Annotated in this window: 22 protein-coding genes; 13 read left to right on the forward strand and 9 right to left on the reverse strand. The window is 65.1% G+C overall.

The annotated features are described in order from the left end of the window. Window positions 1–119 precede the first annotated feature (119 nt). Together BMI88_RS19475 and purB are read right to left on the reverse strand one after the other, a co-directional pair. A complete protein-coding gene (locus BMI88_RS19475; RefSeq protein ID WP_146673477.1) occupies window positions 120–272 on the reverse strand; it encodes a chitin binding peritrophin-A domain-containing protein in 153 nt (50 codons plus the stop codon). Between the two features lie 100 nt (window positions 273–372). Continuing rightward, the gene (gene purB, locus BMI88_RS05440) at window positions 373–1677 is read right to left on the reverse strand and encodes an adenylosuccinate lyase (RefSeq protein WP_078546667.1); all 1305 of its coding nucleotides are present in this window, start codon (window positions 1675–1677) and stop codon (window positions 373–375) included. Between the two features lie 71 nt (window positions 1678–1748). Here purB and BMI88_RS05445 point away from each other — a divergent pair, with 71 nt between their 5' ends. Both BMI88_RS05445 and BMI88_RS05450 read left to right on the forward strand, forming a co-directional pair. Continuing rightward, window positions 1749–2165: a DUF6314 family protein gene (locus BMI88_RS05445; RefSeq protein WP_078546669.1), complete on the forward strand. Its 417-nt coding sequence runs from the start codon at window positions 1749–1751 to the stop codon at window positions 2163–2165. A gap of 46 nt (window positions 2166–2211) precedes the next feature. After that, window positions 2212–3027 carry a DUF3445 domain-containing protein gene (locus BMI88_RS05450; RefSeq protein WP_078546671.1) on the forward strand — a complete coding sequence of 272 codons (816 nt, stop codon included), beginning with the start codon at window positions 2212–2214 and terminating at the stop codon, window positions 3025–3027. Here BMI88_RS05450 and BMI88_RS05455 read toward each other — a convergent pair. Beyond that, window positions 3024–3338, reverse strand: a complete 315-nt coding sequence (locus BMI88_RS05455) for a TM2 domain-containing protein (protein ID WP_075774515.1) — start codon at window positions 3336–3338, stop codon at window positions 3024–3026. The genes BMI88_RS05450 and BMI88_RS05455 overlap by 4 nt on opposite strands. A 399-nt stretch (window positions 3339–3737) precedes the next feature. On the opposite strand from BMI88_RS05455, the gene BMI88_RS05460 reads away from it, so the two are divergent. After that, window positions 3738–4421 (forward strand): sugar transferase, encoded by a 684-nt coding sequence (locus tag BMI88_RS05460; RefSeq protein WP_246831823.1) that lies wholly within the window; start codon window positions 3738–3740, stop codon window positions 4419–4421. Between the two features lie 77 nt (window positions 4422–4498). On the opposite strand, the gene BMI88_RS05465 is transcribed toward BMI88_RS05460, so the two are convergent. Next, a complete protein-coding gene (locus BMI88_RS05465) occupies window positions 4499–5188 on the reverse strand; it encodes a metallophosphoesterase (protein ID WP_246831824.1) in 690 nt (229 codons plus the stop codon). Window positions 5189–5414: 226 nt separating this feature from the next. Between BMI88_RS05465 and BMI88_RS05470 the strand changes: the two genes are divergently transcribed. Continuing rightward, the gene (locus BMI88_RS05470; RefSeq protein WP_078546675.1) at window positions 5415–6611 is read left to right on the forward strand and encodes a glycosyltransferase family 4 protein; all 1197 of its coding nucleotides are present in this window, start codon (window positions 5415–5417) and stop codon (window positions 6609–6611) included. A 183-nt stretch (window positions 6612–6794) separates the two neighbouring features. Further along, window positions 6795–7064, forward strand: coding sequence for a hypothetical protein (locus tag BMI88_RS05475; RefSeq protein WP_078546678.1), 270 nt, complete (start codon window positions 6795–6797; stop codon window positions 7062–7064). A gap of 6 nt (window positions 7065–7070) precedes the next feature. Here the strand turns inward: BMI88_RS05475 and xrtD are convergent, their stop codons facing one another. Both xrtD and BMI88_RS05485 read right to left on the reverse strand, forming a co-directional pair. Continuing rightward, the gene (gene xrtD, locus BMI88_RS05480; protein ID WP_078546680.1) at window positions 7071–8651 is read right to left on the reverse strand and encodes a VPLPA-CTERM-specific exosortase XrtD; all 1581 of its coding nucleotides are present in this window, start codon (window positions 8649–8651) and stop codon (window positions 7071–7073) included. Between the two features lie 80 nt (window positions 8652–8731). Then, window positions 8732–11248, reverse strand: coding sequence for a tetratricopeptide repeat protein (locus tag BMI88_RS05485; protein WP_168173947.1), 2517 nt, complete (start codon window positions 11246–11248; stop codon window positions 8732–8734). A gap of 249 nt (window positions 11249–11497) precedes the next feature. Between BMI88_RS05485 and BMI88_RS05490 the strand changes: the two genes are divergently transcribed. From BMI88_RS05490 to BMI88_RS05525, 8 genes are all read left to right on the forward strand, one after another. Beyond that, window positions 11498–12418: an AAA family ATPase gene (locus BMI88_RS05490; RefSeq protein WP_078546684.1), complete on the forward strand. Its 921-nt coding sequence runs from the start codon at window positions 11498–11500 to the stop codon at window positions 12416–12418. Next, a complete protein-coding gene (locus BMI88_RS05495; RefSeq protein WP_078546686.1) occupies window positions 12418–13926 on the forward strand; it encodes a hypothetical protein in 1509 nt (502 codons plus the stop codon). Before BMI88_RS05490 ends, BMI88_RS05495 begins: the two co-directional genes overlap by 1 nt. 16 nt (window positions 13927–13942) lie before the next feature. Next, complete coding sequence (locus tag BMI88_RS05500; protein ID WP_078546688.1) at window positions 13943–14794, forward strand: CpsD/CapB family tyrosine-protein kinase; 852 nt, start codon at window positions 13943–13945, stop codon at window positions 14792–14794. Between the two features lie 112 nt (window positions 14795–14906). Then, entirely contained in the window at window positions 14907–15785 is an 879-nt protein-coding gene (locus BMI88_RS05505) for a TIGR01459 family HAD-type hydrolase (protein WP_078546690.1), read from the forward strand. A gap of 141 nt (window positions 15786–15926) precedes the next feature. After that, window positions 15927–16370, forward strand: a complete 444-nt coding sequence (locus BMI88_RS05510; RefSeq protein WP_075774735.1) for a MaoC family dehydratase — start codon at window positions 15927–15929, stop codon at window positions 16368–16370. Window positions 16371–16399: 29 nt separating this feature from the next. Beyond that, the gene (locus tag BMI88_RS05515; protein ID WP_078539488.1) at window positions 16400–17338 is read left to right on the forward strand and encodes a bifunctional riboflavin kinase/FAD synthetase; all 939 of its coding nucleotides are present in this window, start codon (window positions 16400–16402) and stop codon (window positions 17336–17338) included. A 260-nt stretch (window positions 17339–17598) separates the two neighbouring features. Continuing rightward, window positions 17599–18048, forward strand: coding sequence for a YcgN family cysteine cluster protein (locus BMI88_RS05520; protein WP_075774736.1), 450 nt, complete (start codon window positions 17599–17601; stop codon window positions 18046–18048). Next, window positions 18045–19094: a low specificity L-threonine aldolase gene (locus BMI88_RS05525; protein ID WP_078546692.1), complete on the forward strand. Its 1050-nt coding sequence runs from the start codon at window positions 18045–18047 to the stop codon at window positions 19092–19094. Before BMI88_RS05520 ends, BMI88_RS05525 begins: the two co-directional genes overlap by 4 nt. Window positions 19095–19107: 13 nt before the next feature. Here the strand turns inward: BMI88_RS05525 and BMI88_RS05530 are convergent, their stop codons facing one another. Genes BMI88_RS05530 through trxB form a run of 3 tightly spaced genes read right to left on the reverse strand, consistent with a single transcriptional unit; the run spans window position 19108 to window position 21140 of the window. Beyond that, a complete protein-coding gene (locus tag BMI88_RS05530; protein ID WP_078546695.1) occupies window positions 19108–19653 on the reverse strand; it encodes a VOC family protein in 546 nt (181 codons plus the stop codon). Between the two features lie 60 nt (window positions 19654–19713). Then, window positions 19714–20193, reverse strand: coding sequence for an RES family NAD+ phosphorylase (locus tag BMI88_RS05535; RefSeq protein WP_078546697.1), 480 nt, complete (start codon window positions 20191–20193; stop codon window positions 19714–19716). After that, window positions 20190–21140 (reverse strand): thioredoxin-disulfide reductase, encoded by a 951-nt coding sequence (gene trxB / locus BMI88_RS05540; RefSeq protein WP_078519375.1) that lies wholly within the window; start codon window positions 21138–21140, stop codon window positions 20190–20192. Before trxB ends, BMI88_RS05535 begins: the two co-directional genes overlap by 4 nt. Window positions 21141–21285: the final 145 nt, after the last annotated feature.

The raw sequence follows: 21285 nt of genomic DNA on the forward strand, positions 1-21285 counted from the left end.
GGCGCGATCGCATTCACCGCGAGAACCTCCGTGCTGGGCACCGGCCGCGCGGGCGGCCAATGCGGTTTCGCGGTCAGCTTTGCACGGAGGCCGTTAAGACGGGATTACCGTCTCAGCGGTTAGCTGGACTGCAGGACGCAGGCATTCGCGTCCTTGTCCCAGACCTGGCCCTGCGGGCAGGACATGGAAGCCTGATGGCCGCTAAAGCACTCGGCTGACGCGGCCAGAGGAGCGAGGATCAGCACGGCGGCTGCAAGGATGGTTCGGGTCATCTGCAATCTCCCTTTGCTAGATGCCCTAGGGTAAGCCCGAATCGCACGCGCCGCCTATAGTCGGCTGACATAGGCGGCGCGGAACGGGCTTGTTTCTCGATTATTCGCCGAAAACGCGGGCGAAAATCGTGTCGACATGCTTGGTATGGTAGCCCATGTCGAACTTCTCGTTGATGCCGTCGACGCCGAGAGCGGCCACGACATCCTTGTCGGCGAGCAGCTGTTCGCGGAAATCGACGCGCTCTTCCCAGACCTTGAGCGCGTTGCGCTGCACCATCGCATAGGCGTCTTCGCGCGACACGCCGGCTTGCGTCAGCGCCAGCAGAACGCGCTGGCTCATCACCAGACCGGGGAACTTGTTCATGTTCGCGAGCATGTTCTCGGGGTAGATGATCATCTTGTCGACGACGCCTGCCAGACGGTTCAGCGCGAAATCGAGCGTCACCGTCGCGTCGGGGCCGATGCCACGCTCGACCGAGCTGTGCGAGATGTCACGCTCGTGCCAGAGGGCCACGTTCTCCATAGCCGGGATCACGGTCATCCGTACGAGGCGGGCGAGCCCGGTGAGGTTCTCGGTCAGGACGGGGTTCTTCTTGTGCGGCATCGCCGACGAGCCTTTCTGGCCCATCGAGAAGAATTCGGCACCTTCGAGCACTTCGGTGCGCTGCATGTGGCGGATTTCGATCGCGACGTTCTCGATCGACGAGGCGATCACGCCGAGCGTCGCGAAGAACATCGCGTGACGGTCGCGCGGGATCACCTGCGTCGAGATCGGCTCCGGCTTGAGGCCGAGCATCTTGCAGACATGTTCTTCGACGCGCGGGTCGATATTGGCGAAGGTGCCGACGGCGCCCGAGATCGCGCCGGTCGCGACTTCTTCCTTGGCGGCCTGAAGGCGCGCCTTGTTGCGGTCCATCTCGGCGTAGAAGCGCGCGAAAGTCAGGCCCATCGTCGTGGGCTCGGCATGGATGCCGTGCGAGCGGCCCACGCGAACCGTGTCCTTATGCTCGTAGGCGCGCTTCTTCAGCGCCGCCAGAACCTTATCGAGATCGGTCAGCAGGATGTCGGCGGCGCGCACCAGCTGCACGTTGAGGCAGGTGTCGAGCACATCGGACGAGGTCATGCCCTGATGGACGAAACGGGCCTCTTCCGATCCAACATGTTCGGCCAGATGCGTCAGAAAGGCGATCACGTCATGCTTGGTGACGGCTTCGATCTCGTCGATGCGGTCGACGTCGAACTCGACATCCTTGGCCTTCCAGACGGCCTCGGCATTCTCTTTCGGGATCACGCCCAGCTCGGCCTGAGCGTCGCAGGCATGCGCCTCGATCTCGTACCAGATTTTGAACTTGGTTGCGGGTTCCCAGATGTCGACCATCTCTTTGCGGGCATAACGCGGGATCATCGGCGGCCTCTTGATTGCGTGTGGTTGCGCGCTTGTTAGACTGCACCTGCCTTTGGGGCAAGGGAGAGCCAATGCCGCAGCTGTCGGATTTCGAGGGGAACTGGGTGCTGACGCGCCAAATCCTGCATAGCGACGGCAATAAAGCCCGTTTTGACGGTCATGCCTGCTTCGCATCCGAAGGGGTCGGGCTGCATTATCGCGAGAGCGGCGAGCTGGTGATGCCGGGCGGTCAGAGCTTTCACGCCGAGCGCAGCTATTTCTGGCGGGCCGAGGGCGGGCAGATCGCCGTGGCCTTCGAGGATGGGCGCCCCTTTCACAGTTTCGATCCGCTGAGCCCGGCCGCGAGCCATTGGTGCGACCCCGACGATTACCGGGTGAGCTATGACTTCGACGCGTGGCCCCGCTGGCGGGCAATCTGGCGGGTGCAGGGACCGCGCAAGGATTACGAGATGATCTCGGACTATGTGCGCAGCGCGGGGCAGCCCTGACGCGGACGCTCTTGTCGCGGGCGGGAGCGCGCGGCAATCTGCGAGGATGAAAGACCTTGTCGCCACACCGATCCTGCAAAACCGCCTGAGCTTCGCGCCCTGGGCCGACCCGCGTACGCGGCGGCTGCCGGGTGTGATCCCGGTTTCATATGAGGATTGGCTGGAGGTCGACGACGCCTATGCCGCGCAGATGGGTTTGCGCGACCGGCTGATAGGGGAGGCGTGCGATCTGGTGCTGGGCCTGTCGGATCACGGACGACCTGCGGCGGAAGAGCTCTACGATCTGGTGCTGCCGATGCTTCCGGCGCTGGGATTTGCCTGCAGCGCGGAGACGGTCACGCGGCCCGATGGGGCGGTGGTCGCGCTGGATCGCACGGACCCGCTCGCCACGCTCGGGCGGCTGCTGCAATGCGATCTCTGCCTGATGGAAGCCGATGAGGCCGCGTTCGGTCATGCCGAGCATGTTCTGACCGGCGGCGTGCTGTGTTTTCCCTCGGGCTGGACGCTGCGCGAGAAATTCATGCGCCCGATGATGCGCATTCACGAACCGATTGAGATCTACACCGACGATCTCGGCAAACGGGTGCAGCGATTGCTCGATGGTGTGCGTGAGGGCAGGGGGCTGATGCGGGGGACTGCCTCGCGTTCGGCGGCACATCTGCATGATCCGCGCTCGGAATACGAATTCGCTCACGCGCCCGCCGACGCCCCTTATTTACGGGTGGAGCGGCAGTGCCTGTTCCGGCTGCCGCGCACGAACGCCGTGATCTTCTCGATCCACACCCAAGTGGTGCGGCCCGAAAGCCTGAGCCCGGATCAGGCGCAGGCCTTGGCCGAGCACCCGATCCGGCAGGCGGATTAAGCTTCCTGCATCAGCCGCCAGCGCGTCTCGGCCATATCCTGCGAGACCATGCCGGGGATCAGAAGCGCGTCGATCAGCCACCACAGCCCCGCGAGGCCAAGCGGGATGAAGCCGATCAGGATGGGCGACAGGAGCGTGCCGATCCCGGTCAGCGCCAGCATCACCACGCCGGAGAAGACGCGCCCCATATACATCCGGTGCACGCCAAGCATCGGCAGCATGAACCACAGCACATAGCCCAGAAGGGCGGACTTCTTCTCATTCGCGACGCGCTGCTCGATATAGAGGGCGCGGGCATCGTCTCGGGTCATGTTAATCTCCATAACATCTTCCCAGCCGATATGGGCAGTTGCGCCGCGGGATCAAGAGGGTCGCGGACAATCCGCCGTCTCGGCGGGTCTGCGCGGGCGTCCGGTTTCATAACCTTTTAACGAAAAGTGACCTTAGGGAAGTTTTGGCGCTAATCGCCTTATGCGCGAGTGCCGCGAGCCTGCGGATTTCCGCAGTTCGGAAAAAATGTGACATAAAAAACAACAAGATAAATAACAGTGATCAACGACTTGTGATTTTTTTTCGTGATCTCTTTATAGCCCCGAGCCGCAACAATTGTCGGCTTTCGTCACAATTATGGACGAATCAAAGATGAAAACCGGGTTAAAGAAAAGCGGGCTCGAAGGTTCGCACTCTGAGGTAGGGTAATAGGGGCGAAAATGTCGGATCTCTCGACCAATTTCGAGCTTGCAAGTGTAACGGGTGCCACCCAGGCGCGGTCGCGTATTCTGCGCTACGAGGGCATGGGCAAGCGTCTGTTCGACATTCTCGCCGTGCTCGCGATCCTTCCGGTTCTGCTGCCGCTGATCGCGCTTCTGGCGCTGGCGGTGCGCGCCGACGGTGGTCCTGCCTTCTATTCGCAGATCCGCGTCGGGCAGGGCGGCAAGCGCTTCCGCTGCTACAAGCTGCGCACCATGCATGTCGATGCCGAGGCGCAGCTCGTGCGTCTGTGCAACGAGAACCCCGCGCTCGCGCTGGAATGGTCGGTGAACCAGAAGCTCGACGACGATCCGCGCATCACCCGCATCGGCCGCTTCCTGCGACGCACCAGCCTCGACGAGCTGCCGCAGTTCTTCAACGTGCTGTTCGGGACGATGAGCCTCGTGGGGCCGCGCCCCTTCATGCTCGATCAGGAAGCCAGCTACAAAGGCGCGATGGGCCTGGCTTATTACAAGATGCGCCCCGGCATCACCGGGCTGTGGCAGGTCGCCGGGCGTTCGACCACCGCCTTCGTGGATCGCGTGCGCTTCGACGAACGCTATTATGCGCGGCTGTCGCTGCTGAACGATCTGTGGCTCTGCGTGATGACCGTCGCCGTGGTGCTGCGCCAGACGGGCAAGTAATTCCAACACCGGTTGCGAGAGAGAGACGGCTTGTAACCTGCCAACGGGCGCTCCCTTCGGGGGGCGCCCATCGTCTTTCAGCCTTCGACTTGCAGGAAGCGCAGCCCGCCCTTGTCGAGCCAGGCCGCGCTCAGGAGCCCGGTCTCATAGGCGCCGGTATCGACCGCGATGCGGCCCTGATCGGCGACCGGTTGTTCCACGACCCAATGACCGAAGGCGATCCAGACCCCGTCGCGCCGGGTCATCTGCCCGAACCGGGGATGGCCCCAGAGCAGCGCATCGCGGCTTTGGCGTTCCATCGGGTGATAGGGGTCGGCCCCGGCATGGGTCGCGGCGAAGCGACCCTCGCGCCACATCGCGGGGCGCGCATCGAGCCAAGCCAACAGGTCCGGCCCCAGCGCACGGGCGAGATCCATGCGCAGCGCGTCCAGCACCTCCGGATCCGTCTCGCGCGGATCGGGCGCCGCGATGCCGTAGCTCTGCAGCGTCTGCAATCCGCCCACGCGCAGCCAGCCGGCGGTGCGCGCATCGGGCGACAGCAGGAAGTCGAGCATCATCCGCTCGTGATTGCCCATCAGGCAGATCATCCGCGAGGGATTGGCAAGCTGCGCGGCATGAAGCGTCGCCAGCACCCGCGCCGAATTCGGGCCGCGGTCGATCATGTCGCCCAGCGTGATGATGCGGGCCTTTGCGCCTTCCGGTTCCTGCCCGATCCGCTCGAACATCTTGCCCAAGAGATCGGCGCGGCCGTGAAGGTCCCCGATCACGCAGATCGGCGCCTCCGGACGAGGCAGACCATTGGGTGCCGAGGAGGGAGCGGTCTCTGGTTTGAGACGGGAGAGTAGAGAGCGCAACATATGGGGAAATCCGGAGTTATGCGGGGTGGAAACCAACGCGTGGCTGCGACATAACCGTCGTAAGACGTGAGCGAAAGGGGCTCACATAAAAATGGGCGGCAAACCGCCCCCGTGGCAAGGGCGGGTCGTAAGGGGCATGGCGAGACGCATTCTGATCGTGGTGGAGAACCTGCCGGTGCCGCTGGATCGCAGGGTCTGGCTGGAGGCCACGACATTGCGCGCGGCGGGCTACGAGGTCTCGGTGATCTGTCCGATGGGGCGCGGCTGGGACGCGGCCTATGAAGAGATCGAGGGCATCCATATCTACCGCCACCCCGCACCGCCCGAAGCCCATTCCGGCGCGGTGGCTTATGCGCGCGAATATTGGCATGCGATCAAGGCGTGGTTCCGGTTGGCGAAACGGGTGAAGCGCGAGCGCGGCTTCGACGTGATCCAGGGCTGCAACCCGCCCGATCTGATCTGGCTTCTGGCCTGGCGCTATCGCCTTTCGGGTGTGCGCTACATGTTCGACCATCACGACGTCTGCCCGGAGCTGTTCGAGGCCAAGTTCGGCAAGAAGGGGCTCCTCTGGGGCGTGATGCGCATCTGGGAGCGGATCACCTTCGCCAGCGCCTCGGTGTCGATGGCCACGAACGAGAGCTTCCGCAAGATCGCGATCACCCGCGGCGGCATGGCACCCGAGGATGTCTTCGTCGTCCGCTCCGCCCCGCGCGTCGAGACCTTCCTGCCCGGGCCCGGCGATCCCGCCTATCGCAAGGGCGCGAAGACTGTGCTCGGCTATATCGGCGTGATCGGGCAGCAGGAGGGGATGGACCTGCTGGTTCAGGCGGTCGAGCATCTGGTGCGCAAGCTCGGCTACAGCGATCTGCATGTGGTGATCGTGGGCTTCGGGCCCGAACTGCCGACCGTGGAGGCCGACGTCGCGGCCCGGGGCCTGAGCGAGTATTTCACCTTCACCGGCCCGCTCTACGGCAAGGATATGCTGGCGGCGATGAACGTGATCGATATTGGCGTGGCACCCGATCCGAAAAACGCGATGAACGACATCTCCACGATGAACAAGGTCATGGAATACATGACGCTCGAGAAGCCCTTGGTGCAGTTCGAACTGACCGAAGGGCGGGCCTCTGCGGGCGAGGCCGCGCTTTATGCCCGCGCCAATGATCCGAAGGACTTCGCCGCCCGGATCGCGGCGCTGATCGAGGCGCCCGAACGCGCGCGTTCGATGGGGCGGCTGGGCCGGGCGCGGGTGCTCGATGCGCTGTCCTGGGATTTCTCGGCCCGACAGCTCCTTGCGGCCTATGATCGGATATTCTCCAAGATGGGGAAATAAAGCCTGCAGATCGAGCGGAATTGTTTCTTATAAATAGTTCTTTTCGCTCAATTTTCGCCAAGATTCCAGTTGCGCGCCGCCCCATTTGCGCCACAAACTCAAGGGGCGGACAGCGAGATGGTTCGCCCTATATCGTTAAGCATTCAGCTTGGAACTTGTATGGCGCATTGGAGGACATCGGCGGTGGCGTTTACCGCACTGGTTGTGACCGGTGTCGCCAGCTCTGCCTTCGCGGGTGATCTGCGCGAAGCCACGCCTCATGCGACCGCTGATCTGTCAGGCCGTGCGCTCTACGATCCGGTGGCCCATGCGCTTGCGATCGGGCTGACGCCCGCGATGGCCGATGCGCGCGTGGATCGTGCGATCAAAGCCGTGGAAACCTGTCCGCTTGTGTTCGATACGCGCAACGCGATCCCGGGCTGCTGGGGTGGGACCGTCGCGCTGGGCTCGTAAGCCCGCTCAATCCGGAATCGAGGCGCTCAGCCGGGGCAGGGATTGCCCGATGAACCGCGTGAGCCGCCGGTCGGCAGCGCGCACTTCCTCGTCGCGGCGGATCGGCGTGACATAGCGCACCAGCGCGCCGTCGGTCCGCCCGCGCGTGATCCCGTCCACGATCACCGACAGCTTCGCGCGCCAGTCGCTCGTCATCGCGCGGCCGCGCCCGTCGAACCAGTAGTAGACCAGTTGCCGGTTGAGCCCCTTGGTGATGATCGCGCGGTTGACCTCGAAGGGCGCGCGGTCGGGCAGGGCGATGCGATGCGGGCGGAAGGCGCTGACCTCCCAGCCGCCGACCGGCAGGCAAACCTCGGGAGAATGGATGCCGTCGCCTTGGCTCTGATCGGCATACCAGGCGACAAACAGGTTCACCGGCGCGTCCTGAGCGGGATCGGTATAAACCGCGTTGAGATAATCGCTCGCTGCTAGGACTTGCTCGGTCGCTGGCTCCAGCGGGCGGCGCGTGCCCTGCCAGCCATCGATCTGCGTCGGGAAGGACGACAGCGGCGCGCGCTCCGGCGGGAGCGTCGTCATCTGCGGCAGGCCCGACCAGAGCGCCAGCGCGACCCCCGTCAGGATGACCGCCAGCCCCAGATCGCGCGACGGTGCGAGGTTGCGCAAGCGGCGCGCTTCCGGCGCGAAACGGCGATAATCGAGGTCGAGCGCCTCGGAGAGCGGTTTCGGCTCGGCCACCAGCCGCTGCAGCCCGATCGCGGTGAGGCTTAGGATCGCAATCGCCGCCCCGAAGATCACCCAGCCCTCGAAGACATGCAGGAAGCCCTCGGCCTGTTCGATCCCGTAGGCGTCGACAAGGATCGCGACCATGCCGATGCGCAGAGAATTCAGAAGCACCGTCAGCGGCGCGGCCATCGCGAAAAGCACCGCCTTATGCCAGAACGGTCCGCGATAGAGGATGCCGAACAGGTAGGAGAAGCTGAGGATCGGGAAGAGATAACGCAGCCCCGAACAGGCATCGGCCACCTGCAGCTTGTAGACGCCGAGGTCGATCACATTGCCGCTCAGATGCACGGGGATGTCGGCGGCGCGCACCAGCATCACGCCCAGCTCCGACGAGACGAGCTGCAGGGCGATGGTGAGCTTCCAGTAGAGGATCTGCGGCAGCGGCAGCATGAAGATCAGATGCAGCACCGGCTTCCAATGGCGTTTGCCCGCCTGCCAGCCCATGCTCAAGAGCACCGCGCCCATCATCCAGACGATCAGCGCATAGGTCACGAGATCGGCGATCTGTGCGCGGCTGCCGAAAACGGCGAGGGCGAGCGCCACTGCGATCACCGCGACGCCTTGCCAGCGCTGCGGGCGGGCCTCCAGCGTGAGCGGTGCGTGATGCAATTCGCGCGCGAAAAGATAAAGTGAAATCAGCGGGATCAGCGGCCCGTGGCTGTATTCCGGCGTGGACCATGCGGCCCCGAGGCTCGCGAGCCCCAGCGCGAAGAACGGATAGGAAAGGACGGCCAGCGTCAGCAGGCCGAGCGTGCCCCATGGCAGGGCACGCACCTCGCGCAGAGGGGGGCTCGTGGTGATCATCTCGACTGCTCGCTCATAGGCCGTCTGACGCGGCGCTTAACATGAGCTTACCCTGCGAGAGCTTTGATCCAAAGACAAAATCAGCGCTGGGCCGGGGCCGGGCGCGGGGTGTTGCCCGACGAGCCCTCTCCGGTCAGCGCCGCAAGCTGCGCCTGCGCGCCTTGCATCGCGGGCGGCAAAGGCTCACCGGCCAGACGTAGCGCATTGCGCAGGGCGGCTTCGGCCAGATCGTTTTCTTCCAGCGCGATCAGCACGGCGGCGTAGTGATATTGCGCGAGTGCGTTCTCCGGCAATCCGGCGGCGGCAGCGGCGAGAAGGGGGCGCGCCGCCCCGTAATTGCCCAGCCGGTATTCCGCCCAGCCATAGGTGTCCTTGAAGGCGGGTTCGGGCCGCTCTCGGAAGCGTTTCGCGATCTGCGCCGCGCGCTCGAGGCTGGGCCGATCGTCGCGATGGGTGCTCAGCAGGCTCGCGAGGTTATTCGCTACGATCAGATCGCCGCTGTCGCGGGTGTAGAGATCGTCATAGGTCGCGATCGCCGCGTCGAACCGGCCCGATTTCTCCTCCGAGCGCGCCCGGTAGAGCAGCAGCAGCGGATCGGCCTGCGGTGCCTTTTCCAGCGCGGTCTGGATCACCGCAAGCGCAACGCCCTCGCGCCCTTGGGCCGCAAGCAGGCGATAGAGCTGGCGGGCCGGGCGCGGATCGGCCGGGTCTTCGTACATCAGAGTGCGCAGCCCGGTCTCGGCCCGATCGGTGTCGCCCTGAATCGCACAAAGGTTGGCCTCCAGCAGCCGCAGGCCGCGATTGTCGGGCTGCTGGGTCAGTTGCGCCTCAAGATAGGCGCGCGCCTCGCCGCCCCGTCCGGAGGCCAATTGCGCCTGCACCACGGCCGAGACCGCCGCCGCCGAGACCGCAGGGGCCGTGGTGACGCCGTCTTCGCCGGTCGCGGGCATCTGCACCAGGGTTTTCAGGGTCTCGATCGCGCTCTCGCTGCGGCCGCGCCCCATCAGGATCGCGGCGCGGATCGACTGCGCCAGCGCCTCCGTGCCCGGGGCCGACGATGTGTCGAGCCGGTCGGCAATGCGATGGGCGAGCATCCAGTCGCGATCGGCCAGCGCCAGATCGGCCTGCCGCTTGAGCAGCCCGGGGCTGTTGGGCGTGACCGCCACGGCCTCGGCCAGAACCGTCCGCGCGGCGCTGGCGCGGTCATGCGCGAAGAGGAAATCGACATAGCGGATCGCCTCGGGCGCGGCGCGCCCCGCCGCATCATAGGCCTGGCTGAAGCGGCCCATCGCCAGATCGGGCGCACCCTCGCGCAGGTCGGCCTCGCCCAGCAGGGTCAGGGTCTGCGGGTTTTCGGGGGCCTGCTGCAGCGCGCTGCGCAGATCGGTGATCGCCAGATCGAGGCGATCCTCCTCGAACCGCCACGCCGCGCGCTGCTGCAGGGCAGGGACGTTGGTCGGATCGGTCTTCAGGATGGCCGCGATCTCGGTTTTCGCCTTATCGCGCTGCCCGTCATGGTCGAGCATCCGGGCGTAAGCGCTGCGCAGCTGGCGCATTTCCTCGCTGTCCGGTTGGCTTTCGATCAGCGCCTGCATCCGCGTCAAAGCGGCCGCCCGGTCTCCGGCCTGAAAATCCAGATCGGCCCGCATCGCGGTAAAGATCGCCTCATTCGACTGGCCCTTCGACTGCGTGATGAGCGAGTCGAGTTCGGCCCGCGCGGCCTCGGCGCCTTTCGCGCGGGCCAGAAAGCGCACGAGTTCCAGATAGCCGCCCGTCTGCTGGTCTCGATCTGTCGCGAGCTTGCGTAGGAAGCGCGCCGCCCCCGCCGGATCGTCGCGCAGCACATACCACGCGATGAGCGCCGTGCGCGTTTTCGGGTCTTCGGGGAACAGCCCCTGCATCCCTTCGAGCTGCGCGCCGATCTCCGCGTTCGCGCCGCGCTTCGAGATCAGTTCCAGCTTGAGAACCTGCAGCCGGTATTGCGCAGGATCGCGGGTCAGCGCCGCATCGAGCGCGGCCAGCGTCGCGGCGTCGTCGCCTTGGGCGTTGCGCGCGTCGATCAGCACATGCCAGCCGGTCAGGATCTCGGGATGCGCCGCGGTCAGCGCCTTGGCCTGCGCCGCGATTTCGGACTGGCGGCCCGTGTCGCGCGACAGGCTGGCCTCTCGCAGGTCGAGCGCCAACTGCACCGCCTGCGCGCCGGGATCGTCGGGCGCGAGTTCCTGCACCGCGTCGACCTGCTTTTGCGCGCGCGGCAGGTTGCCCGTGCGCAGCGAAAGCTCCGCAAGGATGCGATGCACCTCGACCGTCTCGGGATACTGTTCGAGCAGACGCAGATATTGGCTGAAGGCTTCCTGCAGACGTCCCTGCGCCAGCAGCAGATCGGCATAGGCGCGCCGTGCGGCCTTATGGGTGCCGTCATATTCGAAGACGTTGCGCAGCTCGACCATCGCGCGGACGGGATCGCCCTCGGCCAGAAGGGTCTGGGCCGATTGGTAATGGGCTTCGGCCTTGTCTGCGTCACTCTTGCAGCCGCTCAATGCGAGTGCCGCGCAAAGCGCGAAAAAGCTCGCGCGCGCATACTGGTATCGGGGCATCTGTCTTGCCTGCTCTGCTACTGCGCTCTGACTGGCGCTTGGCAGTAAGGCTAGCTGCTCCGACGTCATCTATAAAGAGATTTGAACAGCGCCCCCCTGTCTAAATAGCCAGTTTTCCTAGGAATAGACGCGTTTTTGCGACAGTTTCGCCTCAGCCACTCGCGAATTGCTCACGAATTCTTGCGTAAGGTGGGGAGATGCAGCTTACTGGCGCAAACAAATCCCAGAGGCCAAAGGCCCGGTACAGGCATGAACGAAATCTACACCGAATTCTTCGGGTTGGCAGAGCGTCCCTTTTCGTTGCTGCCCGATCCCGATTTCCTGTTCTGGTCTCCAGAGCACAAGCACGCGGCGACGATGCTCGAATACGGGCTGTTCTCGCGCGCGCCGATCACGCTGATCACTGGCGAGGTGGGGGCGGGCAAGACGACGCTGCTGCGTCACCTGATGGCGACGATTTCCGAGGATGTGACCATCGCGCTCGTGTCGAACGCGCGCGGCTCGCGCGATGACGTGATCCGTTGGATCATGCTCTCGCTCGGCCAGCGGGTGGAGGCGGGCGAGGATTACGTCCTGATCTATGACCGCTTCCAGCAGCTTCTGATCCAGGAATATGCTGCCGGGCGGCGCGTGGTGGTGGTGATCGACGAAGCGCAGAACCTCGATACGGGCGTGCTCGAAGAGCTGCGCATGATCACCAATATAAACGCCGACAAGGACGAGCTGGTGCAGCTGATCCTGATGGGGCAGCCGGAACTGCGCGACCTGATCGCACGGCCAGAGCTGCGCCAGTTCGCGCAGCGTGTGTCTTCCGGCTTCCATCTCGGGCCGATGCCCGCCGATTGCGCGCAGCCCTATATCGCCCATCGCCTTCAGGTCGCGGGGGCGACGCGCGAGATCTTCACCCCCGAAGCCGCGCAGAAACTGCACGCCCATTGCGGTGGCCTTCCGCGGCTGATGAACCAGCTGGCCGATCTGGGGATGGTCTACGCCTATTCGGCGCGTGCGGAGATCGTCACCGGCGAGATCATCGACAGGGTGATCGAGGACAACGTCTTCTATCTGCCGGTCGAGACCCAGCGCGCCAAGCCGCGCGTGATCGCCCCCGCGCCAACCGCTGCAGCATCCGCTGAGGCCGCGCCCGCCTTCCTCCACAGGGGAGGGCGCTGATGCGGGAGCTCCGCTTCTACGCTGCTTTGTTCGCTCGGCGGATCCACTGGCTTTTGCTGGCGGTGTTGCTGGGCGCGCTTGTCGGTCTGGCGGCGGGGCGGATGATCACGCCGATCTACGAGGCCAAGGCGCTTCTTGTGGTCGAAGGGGACCGCATCCCGGACGGCCTCGCGGCCTCGACCGTGCGCACCGACACCAATGCCAAGCTGCAGGTGATCCGCAAGCGGGTTCTCTCGCGCGAAAGCCTGCTCGACATGGCGCGGCGTATGGCACTGTTTCCCGACCTGCGCACCGAGTCCGGCGCGCGCAATGCCGATGCGGTTTTCGAGGCGCTGCAGAACTCGGTCGAGATCGAGATCTCCGAGCAGAGCAAGTCGCGCTCCGCCCCGAAAGACGCGACCTTCATGACGGTGTCCTTCCGCGCCGGGGCCCCGGCGCGCGCCGCGCGGGTCGCGAACGAACTGGTGACGCGTATCCTCAAGGAAGACAGCGACATCCGCACCAAGGCCGCCCGCGATACGCTTGATTTCTTCTCGCGCGAGGTGGATCGGCTGGAAGGCGAACTGGCGAAATCCTCCAGCGCGATGTTGCAGTTCAGGCAGGAGAACGGCGACGCGCTGCCCGAGGAATTGCCGCTGCTGCGCGACCGTCTCGCCGCTGTGCAGGCGGGTGCGGAGAGCCGTCTTGCGCATGTGAACGAGACCGAGACGGAGATCGACCGGCTGGTGCGGCTGCGTGAAGCGGCGGGGCGTGTGGTAGACCGCGACGCGATCTATCCGCCCTCCGCGCGCGAACTGTCCCGGCTCGAGGCGCAGCGAGACGCGCTCAAACCGCTACTGCCCGCCGATGACGCCCGCCTCGCGGCGCTGGGCGCGCAGATTCAGGAATTGGCGCAGCAGGTGGCGCTGCCGCTGCCGAAAGCCAACTCCGCCTTCGAGGGCCGTCTGCGCGAATTGACCGATACGCTTTTCGTGGCGCAAGCCGCCGGGGATGCCGCCGATCTGAAAATCGCGCAACTCCGCGAGGCGATTGCGAAAGTGCCCGCCAACGCATCGGCGCTCGAGGCGCTGCGCCGCGATCACGACAATCTCGCCGATCAATACGACAGCGCCGTGAAAGCGCGCGCCGTGGCCGAGACGGGCGATACGATCGAGTCGCTGGCCAAGGGCGAGAAGCTGACCGTGATCGATCAGGCGGTCGCGCCGGGAGAGCCGGTAAAGCCCAATCGCAAGACGCTCGCGCTGGCAGGCGTCGGGGTGGGGCTGTTGCTTGGTCTCGTGGCGATTGCGCTGCGCGAATTGCTCAGCACCGGCATCCGTCGCCCCGAGGACCTGCAGCGCCATCTGGGGATCTCGGCCTTCGCGACGCTGCCCTATCTGAGCACGCCCGAAGACGCGCGCCGCCGTCGCCGCAAGGTGCTGGTCTCCGGCTCGATGGTCGGTGCGGCTTTCGTTGCGGTCGTGGTGCTGTTCGGCGCGTTCTACATGCCGCTCGACCGGCTGTTCTGAGGCAAGGAGGCGAGAGATGGCGGAGAGATTGCGAGACGCGATTGCCAAGGCCCGCGCTGCCCGCACGGGCCGTGCGACCTCCGAGCCTTCGGTCCGGGCGCAGGTCGCCCCCGGCAGCGACGGTATCACGGCGGGCGCGTGGCAGGCTCTGACGCCGATCGCCCCGAATTTAGGGCGGCTGCGCGGCAAGCGCATCGTCAGCCCCGATAGCAGCGCCGAGAGCGCCCCGATCGACCTCATGCGCACCAAGATCGTGCAGCAGATGCGCGCCAATGGCTGGCGGCGGCTGGCGATCACCTCGCCCTCCGCGGGCTGCGGGAAATCGACCGTCGCGCTCAATCTCGCGCTGAGCCTTGCGCGACAGCAAGAGCGTCACACGCTGCTGATAGAGGCCGATTTCCGCAAACCCTCGCTGTTGAAGCTGCTCGACGCGCCGCGCGGCCCGCAGATCTCCGAAGTGCTCGCAGGCACGGCCGAGTTTGCCGATCACGCGTTGCGGCTGGGCGGCAACCTCGCCATTGGAGCGAATAGCAAGCCGGTGGAGACCCCGGCCGAGTTGATCCAGTCGCGCCGCGCCGCGGAGGCGCTGGAGCGGATCGAGACGATCTACGCCCCCGACCTGATGATCTTCGACACCGCGCCGGTGCTGGTCAGCGACGATACGCTCTCGCTCGCCGCCCATGTCGATTGCGTGCTGATGATCGCCGCGACCGAAGAGACCACGATTCAGGAAATCGATATCTGCGAGCGCGAGCTGGCCGAACGCACCAATGTGATGGGCGTCGTGGTCAACAAATTCCGCTTCGCCGCCCCCGAATACGGCTATGCCTATGGCTACGGCTACGGGGCTGCGACGGAGGAGGACTGAGCGGCCGACCGCTTTGCCTTCGGTCACGCCCGTGCCATATAGCTTCGGTAAGCGCGCGGCCCCCGCCTGCGGGGGCTCTGACCGCGCCAAACCCTGCTGACGAAAGGCCGCCATGACCCGCATCATCTCTTCGCTGTCCGAGATTTCCGCCCCCTATGACGCGCTGTTTTGCGACCTCTGGGGCTGTCTGCATAACGGGGTTAAGGCGTTTCCCGCGGCCGTCGAGGCGCTGCAGGCCTATCGTGCGAAGGGCGGCAAGGTCGTGCTTCTGACCAATGCTCCGCGGCCCGCGAAATTCGTGATGGAGTCGCTCGACAAGCTGGGCTGCCCGCGCGACGCCTATGACCTCGTCGTCTCCTCCGGCGATGCCGCGCAGGATGCGATGTTTGCGGGCGCCGTGGGCAAGAAGGTCTGGCATCTGGGCCCGTCCAAGGATGACGGGTTCTTCGCCGAAGTGCCGGAAGAATGGCAGGGGCAGGCCGAGATCACCCGTGTCGATTTCGACGAGGCCGAGGGCATCGTCTGCACCGGCCCCTTCGACGAGGTGAACGAAGTCCCCGAGGATTACCGCCCGAAGTTCCTGCTCGCGAAGATGCGCGAGCTGCCGATGCTTTGCGCGAACCCCGATATCGTCGTCGATCTGGGCGACAAGCGCATCTACTGCGCCGGCGCGCTGGCTGCGCTTTATGAGGAAATGGGCGGGGAGGCGATGTATTTCGGCAAGCCCCATCCGCCGATCTACGATCTCGCGCGGCGCAAGCTGAGCCGTCTGGGCGGCGCGGAGGATGCGCGCATCCTCGCCATCGGCGACGGGATCAATACCGATGTGGCCGGCGCTGCGGGGGAGGGGATCGATTGCCTCTTCATCTCCAGCGGGCTGGCGCATGACCAGTTCGGGGCCGATCCGCAGAACCCCAATCCCGAATTGCTGCGCACCTGGCTGGAGGCGCGCCAGCGCGACCCGCTCTACACGATGGGTCAGCTGACCTGAGCGGAGCGTAAAATCCATGCGGTAACTTTGTTGCGCCTTTTGTCGCGGTAGGGTAAAAAAGTTGCGCAGGCATCTTGCCTGTGCTCTGCCGCATGTGCTATGCCGCAGTGCAACATGAACTTCCGGCTGGGACCTATGGATATGCTCGACAACCTGCCCCGTGGCACGATCTGCATCGAAGATCTGGAAATCGGCATGGTGCGCTACCTCCGCAAGGAGGTCACCGACCGCGACATCGAGATGTTCGCGGAGGTCTCCACCGACCATAACCCGGTCCATCTGGACGATGCCTATGCGCAAGACACCATTTTCGAGGGTCGAATCGCGCATGGCATGCTGACCGCGGGCCTGATCTCGGCGGTGATCGGCGAGCAGCTTCCCGGTCATGGCACGGTCTATCTGGGCCAGTCGCTGAAATTCATGGCCCCCGTGCGTCCCGGCGATGTGGTCTATGCCGAGGTGAAGGTGACGGCGATCGACCATTCGCGTCGCCGTGTCACGCTTGAAACCCACTGCGCGGTGGGCGATACGGTGGTCGTGAAAGGCGAGGCGCTGGTTCTGGCGCCCTCGCGCAAGTTCGACTGACCCGGCGACCTCGCCGGAGGGCGGGGTGGATGAAACGCTTGACCACTTGGAAATCGCTGGAGAAATCCGCGCGCGGGGCCTCCGTCGCGATGGGCAATTTCGACGGCATCCATCTCGGCCATCAATCGGTGATCGATCAGGCGCGCGGGAAAGATGCGCCGCTGGGCGTCATCACCTTCGAGCCGCATCCCCGCGAATTCTTCGCAGCCCGGGCAGGCAAGACCCTGCCGCCGTTCCGGCTGATGAACCCCGAGGCGCGGGCCAACCGGCTCGCCAAGCTCGGGGTCGAGCGGCTCTATGAGCTGCCCTTCAACGAAGAGCTGGCCGATATGAGCGCCGACGCTTTCGCGCGCGAAGTGCTCGCCGAAGGTCTGGGCGTGACCCACGTCGCCGTGGGCGGTGATTTCCGCTTCGGTAAGGGGCGCGAGGGCGACACGGCCATGCTGACGGAGCTCGGCGCGAAATACGGCTTCGAGGTCACCGTCGCACCGCTTCTGCATGTCGAGGGGGTGGAGGCGTCCTCGACCGCGATCCGCACCGCATTGGCCGAAGGCCGCCCCGAAGATGCCGCCGCTATGCTGGGCCACCTGCACCGGATCGAGGGCGCGGTGCTGCATGGCGACAAGCGCGGCCGCGATCTGGGCTATCCGACCGCGAATATGTCGATGGCCGGGCTGCATCTGCCCAAGCTCGGCGTCTATGCGGTAAAGTTCGACGTGCTGACCGGGCCGCATAAGGGCAGCTATACCGGGGCGGCGAGCCTCGGCGTGCGCCCGATGTTCGGCGAGAACACCCCGAACCTCGAAACCTTCGTCTTCGATTTCAAAGGCGATCTCTACGACGAGCATGTCTCGGTCGCGCTGGTCGAATTCCTGCGCCCCGAGATGAAGTTCGACGGGGTGGAGGCGCTGGTCGCGCAGATGGATGCCGATTGCGCCCGCGCGCGGGAGATACTGGCCGAGCGCTGAGGGCCGAACGCCGAATTCAGCTCCCGCCCGGGCGACCAGCCCGGGCAGCGCCCGACCTCCCCCCGGGAGGGCGCTTTTGTGCCCGCCACGCGCGCATCGAGGTCGCTCGGCAACGAGACCATAAACCGCAGACCACCGAACGCGCGAACGCCCACCCGAGGTCGGGCGCAGCCCGTCCCGCCATGTCCAAATCGCAGATCCGCTCACGATCCGCCGATCTGCCCTTTCCATTTCCCCGCCGCTGCCCCATTTTCCGCGCCATGACCAAACTGCGCCCCGAGTTCTGGAAACTGCCGCTGAAAAAGCTCACCGCCCCCGAATGGGAGGCGCTGTGCGATGGCTGCGGCAAATGCTGCCTGAACAAGCTCGAATACGAGGATACGGGCGAGGTCGTCTTCACCCGCGTCGCCTGCAGGCTTCTCGATGGCGAGAGCTGCAGCTGCACGCAATATGACATTCGCCACCAGTTCGTCCCAGAATGCGTCACGCTCAGCCCGAAGACGATCCACAAGATCGCCTATTGGATGCCTGCGACCTGCGCCTATCGGCTGCGCTTCGAAGACAAGCCGCTCCACGACTGGCACTACCTGATCTCGGGCTCGCGCGAGACGGTCCACGAGGCCGGGGAAAGCGTGCGCGGCTGGACCGTGCCCGAATTCGAAGTGCCCGAAGACGAGTGGGACGAATACACGATCGAGGATCTCTCATGAATTTTGCCTCCGACAACACGTCCGGTGCCCATCCCGCCATTCTCGAGGGCCTGATGGCCGCGAATGAGGGGCATGTGCATTCCTATGGCGACGACCCGATCACCGAAGGCGTGCAGGCGAAGATCCGCGAGATTTTCGAGGCCCCCGAGGCGCGCGTCTATCTCGTCGCGACCGGGACGGCGGCCAATGCGCTCTCCTGCGCAGTGCTGACCCAGCCCTGGGGCGCGATCTTCTGCCATCGCAACGCCCATATCGAGGAAGACGAATGCGGCGCGCCAGAATTCTACACCGGCGGCTCGAAGCTGGTTCTGGTCGACGGGCCGGATGCCAAGATGGACCCCGACGCGCTCGCGCGCACCATCGCCCATACCGGGCGGGGTGGCATCCATAACGTGCAGCGCGGCATGGTCTCGATCACGAACTCGACCGAGGCAGGCGCGGTCTATTCGCCCGAGGACGTGAAAGCGCTGAGCGATGTCGCCCGCCGCTTCCATCTGCCCGTGCATATGGACGGCGCGCGCTTCGCCAATGCGCTGGTGTCCGCGGGCTGCACCCCGGCGGAGATGACGTGGAAGGCGGGCGTCGACGTGCTCAGCTTCGGCGGCACGAAGAACGGCTGCATGGGCGTCGAGGCGGTGGTGATCTTCGATCCCAAACGCGCCTGGGAATTCGAGCTGCGCCGCAAGCGCGGCGGCCATCTCTTCTCGAAACACCGCTTCCTGGGGGCTCAGATGCAGGCCTACCTGGCCGATGATCTGTGGTTGAAGACCGCGCGCCATGCCAATGAAATGGCACGCAAACTCTCGGAAGGCATCGGCCAGATCGAGGGCGCGAAACTGATCCACCCGACGCAGGCCAACGCGGTCTTCGCCGCCCTGCCGCGCGGGGCGCATAAGCGTGCGAATGCAGCGGGGGCCTATTACTACCTCTGGCCGTTCGACCAGTCGCTGGAAGGGCCCGAGGACGAGCTTCTGGCCGCGCGACTGGTCTGTTCCTGGGCCACGACGCCCGAGGAAATCGACGCCTTCCTCGGTCATCTGGCGTAATCAGCGCCGAGGATCAGCGCCGCCCGGGCAGGTCGCGAAACGCGATTTTCTCGGGCGGGCCGTCCCATTCCGGATGCTCTTTCTGCGCGGCTCTCAAGGCCGCGCGGAACCTGCGGATCGCACCAAGGCCCGGAATGCGCGGGATATGCGCCAGTTCCCAGTGAATGCCGTTGATCGGATCGTCGAAGAACACCGCGTAATAGCCCGGCGCATAAACGGGATATTCCTGCGGGGCCTCCGTCACCGACAGCCCGCGAGGGATCAAGAAATTGCGGTGAAACGCATCCACCTCGGCGCGTGACTTCGCCCAGAGCGCAATGTGATGGATGCCCACGGCGCGCGCCTCGTGGTCCAGTTTCTCGCCCGAGCGCGCAGGCTGAATGCCGATATAGGAATGCGGCATCGGGAAGCGCGCCATGTAATAGGTCGAGCGATAGCCGATATCGAGCGTCCAGAAGCTCTTATATCCAAGCCATCCGAACATCGCATCGTAGAGGGCGATCGACTTGTCATAGTCGAGCACTGAAAATTCGACGTGATTGACCCCGCGCCAGCGCATGAGCGGCCTCCTCCTGTTTGACTTTACCCTAGAGGGGGCGCGCGACGGTGCAATGACGTCTCACGCAGACGGGATCGGGTAGGGCGGGTGCCACGGTTGCGCAGGGCCCGCCTGCCGCACTGTTGTGGACGAGACCTCGAAGAGCACCAGATGGCTCAGATCGGGGCGTGAGCGCGAGGCGTAGAGCAGCCCCTGCACGCCACCTTCGCGCGCCCGATCTGAGAAGCGCCAAGTGGGCGAGGGCGCGCCGCTCGCTCTCCCATCCTGCCAGACCACAGACGCCGCCGCCTGATCGGGCGTGCCACGCAGGTCGTCCATCGCCTCTGTCATGATCTCCAGCGGCACGATCATCCGCGGCGGGTCACCGGCCTGCACATAGCGCCGGAGCGCCACGGCAGCCCCTTCGGCACTCAGTGAGGCATAGAGCGCCACCTGTCCGGAATAATGAAACCGGCCCTCCGGATGGCGGGCCGGTTCGCAAGCCTCCTCGGCACGGTCGGCTGAGAGGATCCGCCAGACCGTGCCGTGGAAGGGGATCACTCAGCTTCGCCCTGCTCGGCGAGGAACTTCTCGGCGTCGAGCGCGGCCATGCAGCCCATGCCGGCGGAGGTGACCGCCTGACGATAGGTGTGATCGGTCAGATCGCCCGCCGCGAAAATGCCCGGCTGCGAGGTGCGGGTCGAACCCGGCTCCACCCAGACATAGCCGCCCGATTGCATCTTCAGGCTGTCCTTCACGAGTTCGGACGAGGGCGCGTGCCCGATCGCCACGAAGAACCCGTCGCAGGGGATGACCTTCTCGGACCCGTCGGCGGTGGATTTCACCCGCACACCGGTCACGCCGAGCGGATTTTCGTCGCCGAGGATTTCCTCGACCGTGTGATTCCACTCCACTTCGATCTTGGGGTTCTTGAACAGGCGATCCTGCAGGATCTTCTCCGAGCGCAGCGTGTCGCGGCGGTGGATCAGTGTCACCTTGGAGGCGAAATTGGTCAGAAACAGCGCCTCTTCCACGGCGGTGTTGCCGCCGCCGATCACCACGACTTCCTTGCCGCGATAGAAGAACCCGTCACAGGTCGCGCAGGCCGAGACGCCGAAGCCCTTGAACTTCTCTTCCGAGGGGAGCCCCAGCCATTTCGCCTGCGCCCCGGTGGCGAGGATCACCGCCGCGGCCTCGTAGGTCGTGCCCGAATCGCCTTTCGCGACGAATGGGCGCTTCGAAGTGTCGAGCTCGGTGATCATGTCCATGATGATCTCGGTGCCCATCGCGCGGGCATGCTCTTCCATCTTCACCATCAGGTCGGGGCCCTGAATCTCGCTCTCGCCGGGCCAGTTCTCGACCTCGGTGGTGATGGTCAGCTGGCCGCCCGGCTGCATGCCTTGCACCAGAACCGGCTCGAGCATCGCACGCGACGCGTAGACCGCCGCCGTGTAGCCCGCAGGGCCGGAGCCGATGATCAGAACCTTGGTTTTCTTCGTCTCGGACATGCCTGCCTCCTTGGAATTCTGCCCGACGGATATAGTCGGAGCGAGGCCCGCCGAAAAGCCCCCGCTTTCCGCGACAAATAGCACTTGCGGAGCAGTCCGCGAAATATTATTGCGCATCCTCTCTTCCAGCGGTAAGTTCTGCCGC

Origin of the sequence: Thioclava sp. F36-6, assembly GCF_002020305.1 — a bacterium.
GTDB lineage: Bacteria > Pseudomonadota > Alphaproteobacteria > Rhodobacterales > Rhodobacteraceae > Thioclava > Thioclava sediminum.

Excerpts from the sequence above, each read along its gene's own strand:
- BMI88_RS19475 (WP_146673477.1), bottom strand. The coding sequence starts at position 272 with ATGACCCGAACCATCCTTGCAGCCGCCGTGCTGATCCTCGCTCCTCTG.
- purB (WP_078546667.1), bottom strand. The coding sequence starts at position 1,677 with ATGATCCCGCGTTATGCCCGCAAAGAGATGGTCGACATCTGGGAACCC.
- BMI88_RS05445 (WP_078546669.1), top strand. The coding sequence starts at position 1,749 with ATGCCGCAGCTGTCGGATTTCGAGGGGAACTGGGTGCTGACGCGCCAA.
- BMI88_RS05450 (WP_078546671.1), top strand. The coding sequence starts at position 2,212 with ATGAAAGACCTTGTCGCCACACCGATCCTGCAAAACCGCCTGAGCTTC.
- BMI88_RS05455 (WP_075774515.1), bottom strand. The coding sequence starts at position 3,338 with ATGACCCGAGACGATGCCCGCGCCCTCTATATCGAGCAGCGCGTCGCG.
- BMI88_RS05460 (WP_246831823.1), top strand. The coding sequence starts at position 3,738 with ATGTCGGATCTCTCGACCAATTTCGAGCTTGCAAGTGTAACGGGTGCC.
- BMI88_RS05470 (WP_078546675.1), top strand. The coding sequence starts at position 5,415 with ATGGCGAGACGCATTCTGATCGTGGTGGAGAACCTGCCGGTGCCGCTG.
- xrtD (WP_078546680.1), bottom strand. The coding sequence starts at position 8,651 with ATGATCACCACGAGCCCCCCTCTGCGCGAGGTGCGTGCCCTGCCATGG.
- BMI88_RS05485 (WP_168173947.1), bottom strand. The coding sequence starts at position 11,248 with ATGCCCCGATACCAGTATGCGCGCGCGAGCTTTTTCGCGCTTTGCGCG.
- BMI88_RS05490 (WP_078546684.1), top strand. The coding sequence starts at position 11,498 with ATGAACGAAATCTACACCGAATTCTTCGGGTTGGCAGAGCGTCCCTTT.
- BMI88_RS05495 (WP_078546686.1), top strand. The coding sequence starts at position 12,418 with ATGCGGGAGCTCCGCTTCTACGCTGCTTTGTTCGCTCGGCGGATCCAC.
- BMI88_RS05500 (WP_078546688.1), top strand. The coding sequence starts at position 13,943 with ATGGCGGAGAGATTGCGAGACGCGATTGCCAAGGCCCGCGCTGCCCGC.
- BMI88_RS05505 (WP_078546690.1), top strand. The coding sequence starts at position 14,907 with ATGACCCGCATCATCTCTTCGCTGTCCGAGATTTCCGCCCCCTATGAC.
- BMI88_RS05510 (WP_075774735.1), top strand. The coding sequence starts at position 15,927 with ATGCTCGACAACCTGCCCCGTGGCACGATCTGCATCGAAGATCTGGAA.
- BMI88_RS05515 (WP_078539488.1), top strand. The coding sequence starts at position 16,400 with ATGAAACGCTTGACCACTTGGAAATCGCTGGAGAAATCCGCGCGCGGG.
- BMI88_RS05520 (WP_075774736.1), top strand. The coding sequence starts at position 17,599 with ATGACCAAACTGCGCCCCGAGTTCTGGAAACTGCCGCTGAAAAAGCTC.
- BMI88_RS05525 (WP_078546692.1), top strand. The coding sequence starts at position 18,045 with ATGAATTTTGCCTCCGACAACACGTCCGGTGCCCATCCCGCCATTCTC.
- BMI88_RS05530 (WP_078546695.1), bottom strand. The coding sequence starts at position 19,653 with ATGCGCTGGCGCGGGGTCAATCACGTCGAATTTTCAGTGCTCGACTAT.
- trxB (WP_078519375.1), bottom strand. The coding sequence starts at position 21,140 with ATGTCCGAGACGAAGAAAACCAAGGTTCTGATCATCGGCTCCGGCCCT.